Annotated in this window: 17 protein-coding genes; 13 read left to right on the top strand and 4 right to left on the bottom strand. The window is 54.8% G+C overall.

All coding sequences use genetic code 11. The features are described 5' to 3' along the window. Positions 1-17: 17 nt before the first annotated feature. Positions 18-779: a type II secretion system protein N gene (gene gspN, locus WG929_RS14290; protein ID WP_416206597.1), complete on the bottom strand. Its 762-nt coding sequence runs from the start codon at positions 777-779 to the stop codon at positions 18-20. 166 nt (positions 780-945) lie between these two features. Continuing rightward, positions 946-1,347 (bottom strand): GIY-YIG nuclease family protein, encoded by a 402-nt coding sequence (locus WG929_RS14285; protein ID WP_416206596.1) that lies wholly within the window; start codon positions 1,345-1,347, stop codon positions 946-948. A gap of 74 nt (positions 1,348-1,421) precedes the next feature. On the opposite strand from WG929_RS14285, the gene trhA reads away from it, so the two are divergent. From trhA to hpaD (WG929_RS14220), 13 genes are all read left to right on the top strand, one after another. Next, on the top strand, positions 1,422-2,138 hold the full coding sequence (gene trhA / locus WG929_RS14280; RefSeq protein ID WP_416206595.1) for a PAQR family membrane homeostasis protein TrhA: 717 nt from the start codon (positions 1,422-1,424) through the stop codon (positions 2,136-2,138). Positions 2,139-2,162: 24 nt separating this feature from the next. Beyond that, positions 2,163-2,603: an alternative ribosome rescue aminoacyl-tRNA hydrolase ArfB gene (gene arfB / locus WG929_RS14275; RefSeq protein ID WP_416206594.1), complete on the top strand. Its 441-nt coding sequence runs from the start codon at positions 2,163-2,165 to the stop codon at positions 2,601-2,603. Positions 2,604-3,385: 782 nt separating this feature from the next. Further along, positions 3,386-4,162, top strand: coding sequence for a fumarylacetoacetate hydrolase family protein (locus tag WG929_RS14270; protein WP_416206593.1), 777 nt, complete (start codon positions 3,386-3,388; stop codon positions 4,160-4,162). A gap of 13 nt (positions 4,163-4,175) precedes the next feature. Continuing rightward, a complete protein-coding gene (locus WG929_RS14265; protein WP_416206592.1) occupies positions 4,176-4,937 on the top strand; it encodes a fumarylacetoacetate hydrolase family protein in 762 nt (253 codons plus the stop codon). Positions 4,938-5,080: 143 nt separating this feature from the next. After that, a complete protein-coding gene (hpaH, locus tag WG929_RS14260) occupies positions 5,081-5,884 on the top strand; it encodes a 2-oxo-hept-4-ene-1,7-dioate hydratase (RefSeq protein WP_416206591.1) in 804 nt (267 codons plus the stop codon). An 84-nt stretch (positions 5,885-5,968) separates the two neighbouring features. After that, complete coding sequence (gene hpaI, locus WG929_RS14255) at positions 5,969-6,778, top strand: 4-hydroxy-2-oxoheptanedioate aldolase (protein WP_416206590.1); 810 nt, start codon at positions 5,969-5,971, stop codon at positions 6,776-6,778. A 92-nt stretch (positions 6,779-6,870) separates the two neighbouring features. Continuing rightward, positions 6,871-7,785: a 4-hydroxyphenylacetate catabolism regulatory protein HpaA gene (hpaA, locus tag WG929_RS14250; RefSeq protein ID WP_416206589.1), complete on the top strand. Its 915-nt coding sequence runs from the start codon at positions 6,871-6,873 to the stop codon at positions 7,783-7,785. Positions 7,786-7,902: 117 nt separating this feature from the next. Then, positions 7,903-9,216: a hypothetical protein gene (locus tag WG929_RS14245; RefSeq protein ID WP_416206588.1), complete on the top strand. Its 1,314-nt coding sequence runs from the start codon at positions 7,903-7,905 to the stop codon at positions 9,214-9,216. A gap of 58 nt (positions 9,217-9,274) precedes the next feature. Beyond that, a complete protein-coding gene (hpaR, locus tag WG929_RS14240) occupies positions 9,275-9,697 on the top strand; it encodes a homoprotocatechuate degradation operon regulator HpaR (protein ID WP_416206587.1) in 423 nt (140 codons plus the stop codon). A gap of 334 nt (positions 9,698-10,031) precedes the next feature. After that, positions 10,032-10,883, top strand: a complete 852-nt coding sequence (hpaD, locus tag WG929_RS14235) for a 3,4-dihydroxyphenylacetate 2,3-dioxygenase (protein ID WP_416206586.1) — start codon at positions 10,032-10,034, stop codon at positions 10,881-10,883. A gap of 296 nt (positions 10,884-11,179) precedes the next feature. After that, on the top strand, positions 11,180-12,613 hold the full coding sequence (locus tag WG929_RS14230; protein ID WP_416206585.1) for an aldehyde dehydrogenase family protein: 1,434 nt from the start codon (positions 11,180-11,182) through the stop codon (positions 12,611-12,613). Between the two features lie 75 nt (positions 12,614-12,688). After that, on the top strand, positions 12,689-13,903 hold the full coding sequence (locus tag WG929_RS14225; RefSeq protein ID WP_416206584.1) for a multidrug effflux MFS transporter: 1,215 nt from the start codon (positions 12,689-12,691) through the stop codon (positions 13,901-13,903). Between the two features lie 62 nt (positions 13,904-13,965). Beyond that, positions 13,966-14,892, top strand: a complete 927-nt coding sequence (hpaD, locus tag WG929_RS14220; protein WP_416206583.1) for a 3,4-dihydroxyphenylacetate 2,3-dioxygenase — start codon at positions 13,966-13,968, stop codon at positions 14,890-14,892. 107 nt (positions 14,893-14,999) lie between these two features. On the opposite strand, the gene cas12c is transcribed toward hpaD (WG929_RS14220), so the two are convergent. Continuing rightward, positions 15,000-15,890, bottom strand: coding sequence for a type V CRISPR-associated protein Cas12c (gene cas12c / locus WG929_RS14215; protein ID WP_416206582.1), 891 nt, complete (start codon positions 15,888-15,890; stop codon positions 15,000-15,002). Positions 15,891-16,039: 149 nt separating this feature from the next. Then, positions 16,040-16,177, bottom strand: a complete 138-nt coding sequence (locus tag WG929_RS14210) for a transposase (protein WP_416206581.1) — start codon at positions 16,175-16,177, stop codon at positions 16,040-16,042. Positions 16,178-16,204: the final 27 nt, after the last annotated feature.

Genomic DNA, 16,204 nt, shown 5'->3' with positions numbered 1-16,204 from the left:
CCGAATCGGCGCCCAGGTTATAGAATCTTTCGTGACACTTCAAAAACCACGGTATCCACATCGGCTTTGTCTGGCCAGGTTTGCCCTAACACATCAAACATGCGACGTCGTATCGCCACTCCACCCCAGCCATCCGGCTGGATAAACCCTTGTACCAGCTTCTGGCCTTCCATTGACGTCACATCCAGTACCGCACGTTCTTTATCCATCCTCAGAACCCCAACCAGCATCGGCACCTCAGCCGTCACCCGTTTGCGTTGTACCGGAAAAACCGCCGCACCACCACTGAAAACCAGGCGGCCATCCAGTGCCGTCAGCTGCCGGGTATCCAGCTCAATCACGGCAGCCACATCATTGGCTTCGAGGTTGCCAGACAGATCAAGCTGCAATGGTTTCAGTAACGGCTTCAATAAATCAGTATCAACAAAACCGTCCAGCCCGGTGACATGTAACTGCTGATCGGCCTCCAGGCGCACCAGACCATTCATTCGGATCGCAGGTGCTGTCAACGTCAAGTCAACTTCAGCCGCTGCCGTCAACAACGCCCAGGGCGACAACTGCCACTCCGCATCAATGGGGCCAAGTTGTCGTTGCTCGGCCTGGAGATGACCATGCCAGAGTGTGCCGGTTACTGACCGAACATCGACCGGTAAATTCCGCACATCAGGTTCCAGCATGCGCCAGACGAAGTGTAATGGCGCATTGATGGCCAGAAATACAAGAAAGGTAAACAGGCCGAGAAGCAGGTACCAGCGAGTTGCCCAAATGGCTGCAAACATGATGATGATGGTGTCCGTATCGCTATAAATTGCGTGTCATTCTACTGACAGGGCGCCGGAGTCTAAAGCGAAGTTATGACATCCATGTAACAATTACGCAGTGTATCGGTAACAAGTGTTCAGCTTGCGTCTGATAAACCTTTCACTGCGCGCCTCATAACACGATTCACGCCACATCGTGCAACAAGCGCTGTTGCAGTGTGCGGTCTCCAGCGATCAGCCGTTCCTTTTGGGGTCGGCTCAACCGTTTCGCTCGGTATTCGACTTTCAGTGCCACCGACTTGCTCGGCAACAACCAGCTAAAATCCAACTGCAAGGGTGCCTTGCCTCGCAACGCCCGCGCAGCACGCACGCTACCGGAGTTGTGCTCGTGAAAGCGCCGAATCACATTCGTCGTAACGCCGCAGTACAAGGTGTTGTGGCGGGTACGAATAAAATACAAAAACCAGCCCGCGTCAGGAGCAGATTCAGTGGCAGGTTTGATATCAGAGGAACCTTCTGCCAGGTCGGCGTCATAATTTACCTGATCTGCCGGTATACTCAGTCGCGCTACACTGTTTGCTGCCATAAAATCGGTATAAACCCCAAAAAGGTCATTGCGTTATCCACTATGGCCCCTCACAGCCCGCCAAGGAGTTTTTAATGCACCCGGGTCGCCCGCTGTTTCGCGAACCAGTCAGTGGCCTCACCCACCTTGCCGGTGCGCTGTTTGCCATTGTTGCGCTGTGCATTCTGAGTGTCCAGGCAACGCTACATGGCAGCATCTGGCATATTGTATCGTTCAGCGTATTTGGCACCACCATGCTGCTGATGTTCGCCAGCAGTGCGGTCTATCACCTGTCATATGGTTCCGAGCAATGGATTGCCTGGCTCAAACGGATTGATCATATCGCCATTTTTTTACTGATCGCCGGTACTTATACGCCGGTTTGCCTGGTGCCTCTCCACGGCACCACTGGCTGGTGGCTGCTTGGCACCGTATGGCTACTGGCGCTGCTTGGCGTGGCGCTGAAGCTCTTCTGGATCACCGCACCACGCTGGCTGTCTACGCTGGTGTATATCGCCATGGGCTGGCTGATCATGGTCGCTGCCCAGCCAGCAATAGAGCGTATTCCAACCGGTGCGTTGATCTGGATGGCCTGTGGCGGTGTTTTTTATACCATAGGCGCGGTTATTTACGCCTGCAAATGGCCAAACCCCTGGCCTGACACCTTTGGCTTCCACGAAATCTGGCATTTATTTGTGATTGCTGGCGTATTCTGTCATTTTTGGGCCATTGCCTTTGGCCTCGCGGATTTACCCGTAGCAAACATCGCTCCAGTGATGTCTGCGGCATCCCATCCCGACGCCACTGGCTGACATTTTTATAACCAACAGAACGCCATGACTGACTCCGAAACCGAACTGGACATCTCCAGCCGCCTCTCCGTCCCGCTGCATCAGATCGAATTACTGGCCATCCGCGCCCAAGGGGCTGGGGGCCAAAATGTTAACAAGGTATCCAGCGCCATCCACCTGCGCTTTGATATTGGTGCATCGTCCTTGCCTGCTTATATCAAGGAGCGCCTTGCCAATACCTCCGACAGTCGTATCAGCAAAGACGGTATTATTGTGATCAAGGCGCAGCAACACCGCACCCAGGAAAAAAACCGTCAGGATGCGCTGGAGCGCCTGGCCGAGCTGATCCGCAAGGCAACCGTTGTTTTGCCACCCAGAGTCGCCACCCGACCCACCCGCTCGTCACAGCGTAAACGGGTCGATCAGAAAACCCGGCGCGGGCAGATCAAAAACCTGCGCGGTAAAGTCGGTAAGGTCGACACCTGAGTCTGTCGGGCTTAGGGGGCGTTCTCAATTAGTTAACGCGTCCTGTTATGGAGCAAAAATCCATCAGGCAAGGCGTTAAACGCAGAGAATGGTGGGCCCTTTTCAAGTTCAACAACACCGCATGATGGATGTTTAACCATAACCCTTCGGGCTGAGGGCTGCTCTACGGCGGAAAAGCTGAATCTGGCTCTTTTTTGAGCAAATTCTGGTTAAATAAAACCACTATTCGCCTCAAATTTGCGCACAAATCGCTCAAACCAGTCTTTCCCTCGTGACGAACGCCTACGTCCGACAGGCTCCTAAAAAGGCATATAACATGCCACGAGCAAGGAAAGAACAAGGCAACAAGCAGTGCCCTAAGGGCACCGGATTAAATAGATATCCCCTTATGGGTTGTTGCGTCTGATCCAGTTCCCGAAGGCTTCGGGCAGGTCGCACCACGGGTATTCGATACAGCTGCCCATGGGATGTATCCCGGTATTGATTTATTATCTGGCAACAACCAATCAACCAGATATGCCCCTTCTTTTCAAAACAACAGGCACCAGAGTCGGTTTTAACCCTTCCATAGAAGCCTTTGCAAAACAGTCTCATCCAACTACGACCACCGCACTAATTAATATATTAACTTATTGACATCCAAAGCCTCTGCGGCAAAACTACTTAACATATACATTAAAATGAATTCGTCCTGAAAAGCCGGATTCTGGTGATTTTCAGAGTACCGCAGCCTGGTGTTCTGAATGCGCCTCCCAATAAGAAACCGATTTGGAGAACCCGCCATGAGGCACAGCCGCATCCTGAAGGATGGCGTTGCAACCGACCTGGTCACCGCTACTGATAGCACACAAAACATGAAGGCCAACCAGTGGCTGCCAGCCACCATCGGCACCGTGTTTGGTATCGCCCTGAACGACAAGGCGCTGTACGCCAAACTGGAGCCATCGTTCCATGAAAAGCCTCATGTGAATCCGCCAACGCGCCCGGTTCTGCACATTAAAACCGCCAACACCCATATTGGTTACGGTGCGCCCATTCCGACGCCAGCCGATGGCACGGCTATTTATGCAGGCCCGTCCATTGGTGTTGTGATCGGCAAACAGGCAACCCGTGTCAGTACTGAGCAGGCGTTCGAGTACATCAGTGGTTACACCGTGGTTAACGAAGTATCACTGGCTGAAAATTCCTTTTACCGTCCGGCGGTAAAAGCCAAGTGCCGAGATGGCTTCTGCCCGATTGGCCCATGGATAGTGGATGCTGATGACGTCACTGATGTAGCAGCACTGGCCATCAAAACCTTTATCAATGGTGAGCTGACCCATACCACCAGCACCGACCGGTTGCGTACCGGTATTGCTGAACTGGTGAGTTACCTCAGCAGCTTTATGACGCTGGAAGCCGGTGATCTGATCATCGCCGGTACACCAGAGCGCACGGAACAGCTGGCATTAAAAGCCGGAGACACGGTTGCCATCGAGATTGAAGCCATCGGCCGCCTGGAAAACCCAGTGATGGTTGAGACTGGCAGTGAATCAAATAGCAAAACCGAACTGGCCTGAGAGGAGCACACTGATGAAACGCGCACGTATTCTGTTCAACGGCCAGGTCACGGCAGTTACCGTTAATAACAACAATGACGCCCTGCTGGCGGATGGCACTATCATCGCCGAAGCTGACGCCAACTGGCTGCCACCTTGCGACGGCAAGATGTTTGTTCTGGGTCTGAACTACGCTGACCACGCGGCCGAGCTGGCGTTCAAGGCACCAGAAGAGCCTCTGGTGTTCCTGAAAGGTCCCAACACCCTGCTGGGCCACCGTAAAAACACCTATCGCCCAGATAACATCGACTACATGCACTACGAGTGTGAGCTGGTGGCGGTGATTGGCAAAACCGCCAAAAACGTTTCCCGCGCAGACGCCATGGACTATATCGGTGGTTATACCGTCGGTAACGATTACGCCATCCGTGACTATCTGGAAAACTACTACCGCCCGAACCTGCGCGTTAAGAGCCGCGATACTTGCACGCCGCTTGGCCCTTATATCATCGATGCCGCTGAAGTCGCCGACCCGCACAACCTGGCCCTGCGCACCTATATTAACGGTGAGCTGAAGCAGGAAGGTTCAACCAAGGACATGGTGTTTAACATCCCGTTTCTGGTCGAGTATCTGAGCACCATCATGACGCTGGAACCGGGCGACATGATCTTCACCGGCACCCCGGAAGGTCTGGCTGACGTACAGCCCGGCGACGAGATTGTGACCGAAGTAGAAGGTGTTGGCCGTCTGGTGAATTACATCATCAACGAAAGCCAGTATCTGCAATCGCTGTAAACCGATCGCCAAAGACATCGGCCGCAAGCGCCCCTACCTGCCCGGACACATCCCATCGCGGGAGGGGGCTTGCCCCGAATAATACGGCACACCACCTCTAACAGGAGTAAGAAGCTGCCCCGAGCCGCTTCGATAAGAAAAATATGCTCTCAGACGACATCATCAAAGACTGTGCGGCCCAGTTAAACCAGGCTGAGAAAGATCGCCAGCAAATCCGTCAGATTTCGCTGCAATACCCGGACATTACCATCCCGGATGCCTACAAAGTACAAAGCGAATGGCTGAAGCTGAAACTGGCCGAAGGCCGCAAGATCATCGGCCATAAAATTGGCTTGACCTCCCGCGCCATGCAAATGTCCTCCCAGATCAACGAGCCGGATTACGGCACCCTGCTGGACGACATGCTGTTTCAGGACGGTGGCGACATCCCGACCGATCGTTTCATTGTGCCGCGTATCGAGGTGGAACTGGCGTTTATTCTGGCCAAGCCCCTGAGCGGCCCTAACTGCACTATCTTCGATGTCTACAACGCCACCGACTATGTGGTGCCAGCGCTGGAATTGATCGACGCCCGCTCACAGTCCATTGACCCCGACTCCGGCCGTCCGCGCAAGGTCTTCGACACCATCTCGGATAACGCCGCCAACGCCGGGATTATCCTTGGAGGCCGCCCGATCAAACCAATGGACGTCGACCTGCGCCGAATCGGTGCCATCATGTACCGTAATGGTGTGATTGAAGAAACCGGTGTCGCCGCTGGTGTTTTGAACCACCCGGCCAACGGCGTCGCCTGGCTGGCCAACCGCCTGCACCCGTATGGCATAACGCTGGAACCGGGGCAGATTATCCTGGGTGGTTCATTTACCCGTCCGGTCGCCGCCCGCCAAGGTGACACTTTTCAGGTCGATTATGGCGAGCTCGGGCAAATTAGCTGCTACTTCAAATAATGGCGACGGCGCAGGAGCGCGGGAGCCAGGAACACCAGAATCGAAGGCTGGCTGCAGGCTTCGATTCCCAATCAAGGAGACGGTATGTCTGCCCCAATCAATACGTTCAAACAAGCGATCCAGACAGGCGAACAGGCCCAGATCGGCTTATGGCTCGGACTGGCCAACAGTTACACCGCCCAGCTGATTGCCGGAGCCGGTTTCGACTGGTTGTTAATCGATGCGGAACACGCCCCTAACGACCTGCAGACCATGCTCGGGCAATTGCAGGCGATGGCACCGTATCCGGTCACACCGATCGTACGGCCGGCCTGGCCAGATACCGTGCGCATTAAGCAGATCCTCGACCTTGGTGCCCAGACCATTCTGGCTCCGATGGTGGAATCCGGCGAGCAGGCGGCCGAAGTCGTTGCTGCTACCCGTTACCCGCCCCAGGGGATTCGCGGTGTGGGTAGCGCGTTGGCACGGGCCTCGGAATTCAACCGTACCGCCCAATACCTGCACACCGCCAACGACCAGATGTGCGTGCTGATCCAGATTGAAACCCCACAAGGTGTGGCAGCGTTGGATGATATTCTGGCTGTCGAAGGGGTTGATGGCGTGTTTATTGGCCCGTCTGATCTGAGTGCCTCCATGGGCCATATCGGTAACCCGGCCCATCCAGACGTACAGGCGGTGATTGAAGCATCCATCGTCAAAATCGTCGCCGCAGGCAAAGCGCCTGGCATTCTGATTGCCGACAAGGCACTGGCAAAACGTTATATTGAGTTGGGTGCCTTATTTGTCGGTGTCGGCACGGATACCGGCTTGATGGTGAAGTCCACCACCGAACTGGCGGCTGAATTCAAGGCGACCATTGCAGCGCCGAAGCAGGAAAAAGGCTCGGTGTATTAACCGCCGCGTCAGACCTCCGGTCTCCGAGCCGGATGTTCCCACGCAGAACGTGGGAACAAGAGGACACAATAAAAAATCAACCAGAAGCAACTATGCCCGTTAATCACCTGAACGAATGGATTCCCAATATCGTTATCGGTCAGGACTACGACCGCCATTACGAAAATGCCAGTCTCCACTTCGATGTATTGGGCCGCATGGCAGATTTTTTTGGCCGTGATATGCCGGTGCACCGGCATGCCCGTTATTTGCAAATTCACTTTATTGAAGGGGGTGAAAGCCATTTTTACATCGACGACCAGGTCTACCACTGCCTGGGAGCCTGCTGTTTTTTAACCCCGCCGTCGGTACCCCACTCCTTTATGACCGAACCTGGCGTCACCGGTTACGTGCTGACGCTGCACGAGTCCCTGTTGTGGCAGCTGTTACACGATAGCCAGCACACCCATCTGGAAGCGGAACGCGTGGTTCCCATCGGCATTGAACAACGCCAGCTTGACGCAGACGGCCAGCGTCAGTGGCAACGCCTGGTGCTCACACTGGAGTCATTGCAAGATGAATGGAATCAACACAATAACGATAAACGTTTTGCGCTCGAAACCCTGGTCAGGCTGTTGCTATTACAACTGCTGCGGCTTGTCCCTGCCGCCTCCCCGTCGCAAATAGTCAACAGCGAAGAGCTACGCCAGTTCCGCCGCTTTTCCGAGCTGATTGAACGGGAATTTCGCCAACGCTGGCCGCTGATCAAATACTGCGCTGCCATCGGCGTCTCTGAAAGCCATTTGAATCATATTTGCCAACGCGTCGCCAACTGCCCACCCAAACGCTTGATCCACGATCGCATGCTGCAAGAAAGCAAACGCCTGCTGCGCTATTCCAGCCATACCATCAACGATATTGGCTATCAGCTGGGCTTTACCGATCCATCCTATTTTTCACGTTTTTTCCGCAAACAGGCCGGAATCACCCCAAAAGGATTTCGCGAACAGGAACGTGGCCTTGCATAAATGCCATTATTGACCGCCCGATATCGATCAACGCCTTCATTTTCAAGCGCTAACTTCATCATTCCTGCTGGCCAGTGTAGGATAGCCATTATTTATTTAACATCTTAAGAGACTCTCTTGAACCTCTTCCTGCCACCCTTTTGGCCACCGATTGCTGTTTCCGGTGTATTGCTACTGCTGACCTGGGCACTGACCCTGGCCGATACCCTGAACCTGATCGAAGCCACCAACCTGGCCACCCTGCTGGCGTGGGCATTTCTGGTGATTGAATTGCCACGGCTCAATCGCAAACAGCGGCTCCCCATTCTGATTCTGATCGCCGCCGGATTCGGGTTTGCGCTCTGGGCCTGGAGTCGTGGCGGGGGTTTTGATCTGCTGCACATGATGCGAGAGCATCTGAAATTGGTCATGTTGCTGGCCGCCGTGAATTTTATTCGCCTCGCCACTCGCCTCTATCCCGGCGGTAAAAGCAGCGGCATACGCAGCTTTGGTCTGACGCTGGGTGGTATGCACCTGTTTTCGTCCGTGGCTAACTTCTCTTCGTTGGTGCTGATTGGTGACCAGATCCAACGGCATGGCCGAATCAGCCCGTTGTCTTATATCTTATTGTCACGGGGATTTTCACTGGCCATATTCTGGTCGCCGTTTCTCAGCATGATCCCGCTGATACTGGAACAAGTACCCGGCGTACAAATGCCGCAGGTCTACCCATGGGCCTTAACCCTGGTCGTTTTGGCTATGGTCGTCACCCTGATCGAAGCAAAACTGCGCTACGGTGACGAACTGGCAACGTATCAGGGTTATCCGCTTCGGCCAGCCAGCCTGTTGCTTCCCGGTATTCTGATCGGCACCCTGTTAATCAGCCACCGGCTGTTCCCGAACACCCCCATGATCGCCATTGTCTCTGCCGTCGCCGTGCTGATACCCACTACACTGATGGGGTGGCGAAATGGTCTTGCCGGTGGCCTCGATACGCTGAAAAAACACATCACCACCCAGTTGCCTAACGGTCGTCCGGAAGTATCTTTGTTTCTTGCTGCCGGTTTTCTCGCAGCTGGAGTCAAAGCCTGTATCAGCTCCGGGCTAATCAGCTTTCCGTTCGAACAAACCAGCGCCACGGTGGCCATTATCACTATGCTGGCCATCGTTATTATTGCCAGCCTCGGTGTCCACCAGTTTGCCCTGTTCGCCATCTTTGCCGGTCTGATGCACAACGTCACCGTCACCCCTACGCTGATGGCCATTGCTTATATCATGGGGGTATCCCTATCGATGTCGGGTAGTGTATTCAGCGGCCTGAACTTTATCGTGCAGGGCCAGTACCAGGTTGGTAATCGCGAGATCCTGCGTCACAACCTGCCCTACACCCTGTTGATGCTGCTATTCACCAGCCTGATGTTGCTGGCGATGGAAGCAGCCGGTATACAATAAACACGGGCAGACACCACCCGCCCAGACGATTCAGACAAGCACAACGGAAGCCTTTTTAATGCGCAAGTTCGACGACTCCATCCCACTCAAATTGCTCAAGTCACGCGAGTCCACCATGGCCTTTTTCAGGCCTATCCTGCAAGAAATCGGTCTCACAGAACAGCAATGGCGAGTGATTCGAGCCCTCAACGAATACGAGGAGCTGGAGTCCAAACAATTGGCTGAGCTGTGCTGTATTCTCAGTCCCAGTCTCACCGGCATCATCAACCGGCTCGAAGCACAAGATTACCTCCGCCGCCGCAAGTCCACCGAAGACCAGCGCCGGATCCTGATCAGCCTGACCGATAAAGCCAAAACCATGTTTGCCAACGCCAGTCCACGAATGGAAGGACTCTATGCTGAAATGACCAGCCAGCTGTCACCACAAAAGATGGATTTGCTGAAAGAGCTGCTGGATGAAATCATCAAGCTCGAACCTTGAACCTCGCCCGGCATGCCGTTGTCATCCCGCCTCGACAGCACGGGCCACTGGCCTGCAAATATTCTTAGCGGCTGATAACACCTCAGCCAGCAAATCAGCCAGCAAAAGCTGACCTGCCTCAAGCCCTGGACTGATTTACCTCAAGGCTCGTTCACTCCAGCCAGGATGCTTTATTGACATTAAATAACATGTTAATTATATTTTTACTTAACATGTTAATATTTAGTGATCACTGAGCCGCATGGTTGTTTTTCACTGCCATGCTCCCGACCAAAAGCCGATCTGCCGTCGGGACAAGCCAATTCTGTCTAACAACGATAAAAAGGTGACGACCATGGGCGAAATGACCCTTGCTGCAAAAGTGACTCATGTACCTACCATGCTGCTGTCGGAGCAGCCTGGCAAACTGGAAGGCTGCCGCCAGCCCGCTATTGATGGCCACCGCGAGCTGGGTCGTCGTGCCCGTGCTGCCGGTGTCGATACCGTGGTGATTCTGGACACCCACTGGCTGGTCAACGCCGGGTTCCATATTAACAGCAACACACATTTTGAAGGCGTGTACACCAGCCACGAATTTCCGCACTTTATCCAGAACCTTGAATACAGCCATCCTGGTGCACCGGCGTTGGGGGATGCAATTGCCGCCAAGGCGACGGAAAAAGGAGTGCATACCCTATCGCACCAGGTGCCAACGCTGGATTTGGAATACGGCACGCTGGTGCCACTGAAGTTTATGGATCCGGATTCGCAATTCAAGGTGGTGTCGGTAGCAGCCTGGTGCACCGTTCATAACCTCAACGACTCCCGCGTACTGGGTGAAGCCATTGCCGCAGCAATCAAGGAGTACGATGGCAAGGTCATGGTGATTGCCTCTGGTTCGCTGTCGCACCAGATCTGGGAAAACGAACTGTACGAAGCCAATAACGGCACCTTCACCATCTCCCGCGAGTTTCACAAGCAGGTTGATCTGCGGGTACTGCAGCTGTGGGAGCAAGGCGAGTACGCCACGTTCCTGAAGATGCTGCCGGAATACGCCAAATTCTGTTCTGGCGAAGGCGGTATGCACGACACTGCCATGCTGTTTGGTGCCCTGGGTTGGGACAAGTACCAGGGCAAGGCCGAAGTACTGACCCCCTATTTCGCAAGCTCCGGCACCGGTCAGACCAACGTCCAGTTCCATGTATAACCACGACGCTTTATGAGCGTGACCCACTCGCTCGACGAGCGGAGCCGCGACTCCGCTCTGGCCATGTTACAGGCTGCCCGGCTCAAGACCGGAGAGCTTGGCGTGGCCGTTTGTATTTGTATTGTCGGCCCCCAAGGAGTGCCATTGGCGAGTTACCATCCGGGGCTCGGGTGGTGGGTGTTGTCGGCATATCGGGGGCAACCGTAGAACACGATATTCAATGTGCAGAAGCGGCCATCTCAGCGCTGGGCCAGGCCGCCCTGAAAGACCAATAAACTCAACACAGAAGGTTTACCATGCTGCAGGCATCCTACCCCTACTATCTGGCCAACGAGCCAATGGCTCCGAACCAGGATCTGGAAGTAAAAAACAAATACACCGGCGAAGTTGCCACCCGCGTCGCCATGGCTGACGTTGACGCCATCGATAAAGCCATTGCGGCGGCGGTTGAAGCCACCGAACCCATGCGCAAGATGCCCGCCTACAAACGTCAGGAAATCATTTACCACTGCGTCCGTCGTTTTGAACAACGCTTTGAAGAAATCGCCCAGGCCCTGTGCCTGGAAGCAGGCAAGCCAATCAAAGATGCGCGCGGTGAAGTGACCCGTTTGATCGACACCTTCAAGATCGCTGCCGAAGAAGCCACCCGTATTTACGGTGAAGTAATCCCGATGGACATAACCCCGCGCGCCAAAGGCTACAGCGGTCAATGGAAACGCGTGCCGATTGGCCCCTGTTCGTTTATTTCGCCGTTCAACTTCCCGCTCAACCTGGCGGCCCACAAAGTGGCTCCGGCACTGGCGGCGGGTTGTCCGTTTGTACTCAAACCCGCCTCCCTGACCCCTGTTGGCGCACTGATTATCGGTGAAATTCTGGCCGAGACCGACCTGCCCAAAGGCGCGTTCTCGATTTTGCCGTGTCACCGCGATGGCGCTGACCTGTTCACCACCGACGACCGCCTCAAGCTACTGAGTTTCACCGGTTCGCCGGAAGTTGGCTGGGCATTGAAAGCCAAGGCTGGCAAGAAGCCGGTGGTACTGGAACTGGGCGGCAACGCTGCCTGTATCGTTGACGAAGGCACCGACCTCGACGACGCCGTGACGCGTATTGTCTTTGGTGCTTATTACCAGTCTGGCCAGAGCTGTATTTCGGTGCAGCGCATCATGGTGCACGACAGCCTGTACGACGATACCAAAGCCCGTCTGGCCAAGGCCGTTGGCGCACTGGTACACGGCGACCCCGCCGATGAAAACACCTTTATCGGCCCGATGATTTCCGAGCAAGAAGCCATCCGACTGCACACCTGGGTAGAAGAAGCCAAAGAAGGCGGCGCCACCATACTCTGTGGCGGCGAGCGCGACGGTGCCATGTTGCAAGCCACACTGCTGTGTGACGTCACAGCCGAGATGAACGTCAATACCCAAGAAGCCTTCGGCCCAGTCGCCATCCTGAGCAAATTCACAGACTTCGACGACGCGCTGAAAGAAGTCAATAACTCCGACTTCGGCCTGCAAGCGGGCATTTTCACCAAAGACATCTACAAAGCCCAGCAAGCCTGGGACGAACTGGACGTCGGCGGCGTGGTGATTGGCGACGTCCCCAGCTGGCGAGTTGACCACATGCCTTACGGCGGTGTGAAAGACTCCGGCATTGGCCGTGAAGGTGTGCGGTATGCCATCGAAGACATGACTGAAATCCGCTTGATGGTACTGCGCAACCCGAACGCGTAAGCGTCGGTTACACCGCCGTTCCCACACTCGACGTGGGAACGGCTTTTGGGTCACCAAACCATACGAGGAACACGTTTGAACAACCCCCACGTCCCCATGCCGCTACTCTCTACCGTGGCGCTGGCAAGCCCGCTGGCGCTGAACCTGTTCGTGCCCGCCATGCCGGATGCGGCGCGGGATCTGGGGGTGGACATCAACACCATTCAGCTGACGTTTACCGCCTACCTGCTGACCCTGGCCATTGGCCAGCTGATCTCCGGGCCGCTGGCGGATTACTTCGGCCGCAAACCGGTGTTGTTATGGGGCTTGGCATTACATGTGGCTGGCAGTGTCTTAGCCGCGAGCGCCAATGATATCACCCTGCTAATTGCCGGACGGGTGTTACAGGCACTGGGCGGTAGCACCGCCATGTCGCTGGCGCGCACGATTATTGTCGATGTGCACGGCCGCCAGGGCGCAGCCGGAAAAATGGGCTATATGGTGATGTCGATTGCCATTGCCCAGTCCATCGCCCCTGCGCTGGGCGGTTTTCTCAACCTATGGTTCGGCTGGAGCAGCACCTTCTTATTGCCGTTGGTGATTGGCACCGGCGTAGCACTGGCTGCCGTAAAATGGTTACCAGAAACCTGCCAGCAAAAAAGTGACGGTCTGCGCCCAGGACGAGTGTTAGCCCAGTACCGACAGGTACTGAGTTCTTCGGAATACCTCGGCTACGCCCTCTCCACCACGTTTATCGCGACGGTGTTTTACATGTTTATGGGCAGTTCGCCCTACCTCGTCGTAGATCAATTGGGCGGCAACTCAGCCCAGTTCGGCAGCTGGTTTTTAATCGTCTCGCTGGCTTTTATGGCGGGCAGCTTGCTGTCGACCCGGCTGGCGCAACTGCTCAACATCGATCGTATGATTATGCTTGGCAACAGCTTGTCGTTGCTGGGCACGTTATTACTGCTGTGGTTCGCTCTGCAACACCAACTCAGCTTCTGGACGCTGTTTGTGCCGATGGCGGTAGTCACTCTCGGTCGTGGTCTCAGCCAGCCCAACGCCCAGTCCGGGGCCATAGCCTGCGCCCTGAGCTTTCCCAATACCGCCGCCGGAACCGCGTCAGGACTCATGGGTTTTATACAACTACTTACCGGTGCCGTAATGGCCCAGATCACCCCTTGGCTCATGCATCAGGGGCTGGTCGTATTAATGGGCTGCATGGTCGCCGCTCCCGTTCTGGCAATGGCCTGCCACAGCTATTCCTGGCTCAAGCGACAACGACCGGCTGCCATCACAGCCAATTTATAACAACACAGACTCCGCCAATACCATACTGATGGCATGGCTGTCACACCACGAGGATCACAACAATGGGCACACTCGCACTCGCAGCAAAAATCACCCACGTCCCCTCCATGTACCTGTCGGAACTGGATGGCCCGCGTAAAGGTTGTCGCCAAGCCGCCATCGACGGCCATCTCGAAATCGATCGCCGCTGTCGTGCACTGGGGGTCGATACCATCGTCGTATTCGACACCCACTGGCTGGTCAACGCCGGTTACCACATTAACTGCGCACCGCACTGGTCAGGCACCTATACCAGCAACGAACTGCCGCACTTTATCAGCAACATGGAATACGATCTGTACGGCAACCCGGAGCTGGGCAACCTGCTGGCCAAGGTCTGCAACGAGCACGGCATAGACGCACTGGCGCACGACAACACCACCCTGGCACCGGAATACGGCACCCTGGTACCGATGCGCTATATGAACAAAGATAACCATTACAAGGTCATCTGCATTTCAGCCCTGTGCCAGGTTCACTACCTCAACGACAGTGCCCGTCTCGGCTGGGCATTGCGGGAAGCGATTGAAAAATATTACGACGGCACCGTCGCCATTCTGGCCTCCGGCTCGCTGTCGCACCGCTTCGCCCAGAACGGCCAGGCACCGGATTTCTCCAATAAAACATGGAGCCCGTTGCTGGAAACCATCGACCACGATGTGGTAAAAATGTGGCAAAACGGCGACTGGAAAACCTTCTGCGACATGCTGCCAGAATACGCTGCCAAAGGTCATGGTGAAGGCTTTATGCACGACACCGCCATGCTGCTCGGCGCGCTGGGCTGGTCGGACTACGACGGCAAGGTCGAAGTCATCACTCCCTACTTCGGCAGCTCCGGCACAGGCCAGATCAATGCCATCTTCCCGGTTACTCCACAAACAGGTGAAGCAGTACCTGGGCCACAGGCTTCGAAGATGGAAGAACTGGTATACGGCGAAAGCCGCTTGTAATTGAGCCGGTAATAGCGCACCTGACGTCGGGAAACACCGGCGTCGGGTGGGAGTCTGGGATCTTGGAGCCAGAACAGCCCTGCAAGGGCTGCCCAGTATCCTGACAATCAGCTTCCTGCTTTCGGGGTTATCGCCCGGTCATGAATCCATTTTCGCACAATATTGATCGCCGCATTGGCATCCGCGTGCATCACATGACCACATCCCACCATCACACAGTGATAACGACTTTGCGTCGTATCCCGAGACCTCAACGAATCCGGCGCACGGCGTAACTGGAATTTCACCTGTTTAAATGCCTCATCACGAGTCAGCTTTTTGTTAGCCAAAGGCTGGTCAAACGGAGCACGAATATTCTGGCGACGATAGTGTTTCGGGTTAGCTTGCTTACGAGTCATTAGTTGAAGTTGGTGCGCACCCAAATCAAGAATACCCTTGCCATCCGTCCTCAGCGTTCTGCGTTCTTTATAAGCCACTTCCAGTAACTGATATGGATTATAACCGCACTCGGAACACACCTGACTGGTGCCCGCAGGATGCACCTGACTGCCAGGATACAACAGCAAATCCCGTATTTTGTATTTGGGTTCACCGGAGCGCATTTTTTTATCCCCATCCCGCACTGTTTCGGTCACTCCTGGATCCACCCATTGCTCGGCACCACACCAAAAGTGTTTACGAGCCGTCTTATGAGCATCCGTACCCGAGTAGGTGTACAAATTCAGCACCTTGTCATACACCAACTGCAACTGCTTGGTGCCACTGGCCAGGTTTCGCACTGAACTCTCCAGAATCGGAACACCATGAAACCGGTGCATCAAAGAATTAATAACATGTGCGGTATCGCCCACTACGTTTTCACGTAATTGCATCAGCGATGCATCAAAACGCTGGGTAAATTTTTGCCGGGGCTGAACCAGTTTACGATGCTGTTTAACACGAGAGATCAGCCGTACCGGATAGCTCTGTCGGTGTTTATCAATGAAGTGGTATTTCACTTCATTTCTTTCGCGAAGAAAGCCGACGCCTTTTTTAAAATCTCTTTCTCCATACGCAGGGTTTTGACTTCCTGACGAAGCCGTTTCAGCTCTTCCAGTTCAGTTTCCGCAGGCTTCGATTCACTGGCTGATTGCGCCTGTTTTTCCTTTCACCGGTAGAGCAAATTGGTGGCTATCCCCAGAGACTTGGCGGCCTCTGGAACGGGGTAACCTTGTTCGGTCACGAGAGCAACGGCTTCTTCCTTAAATTCTTGCGGGTACTGCTTGTAACTGCGTTTCTGGCTCATGGTTGGCACCTCTGTTGGCGAAGAATT

The sequence above is a fragment of the Oceanobacter antarcticus genome (genome assembly GCF_044962685.1).
Classification (GTDB): Bacteria; Pseudomonadota; Gammaproteobacteria; order Pseudomonadales; family Oceanobacteraceae; genus Oceanobacter; species Oceanobacter antarcticus.
Note: the sequence above shows the minus strand (reverse complement) of the source record. Positions and strands in the feature narration are given on the sequence as shown.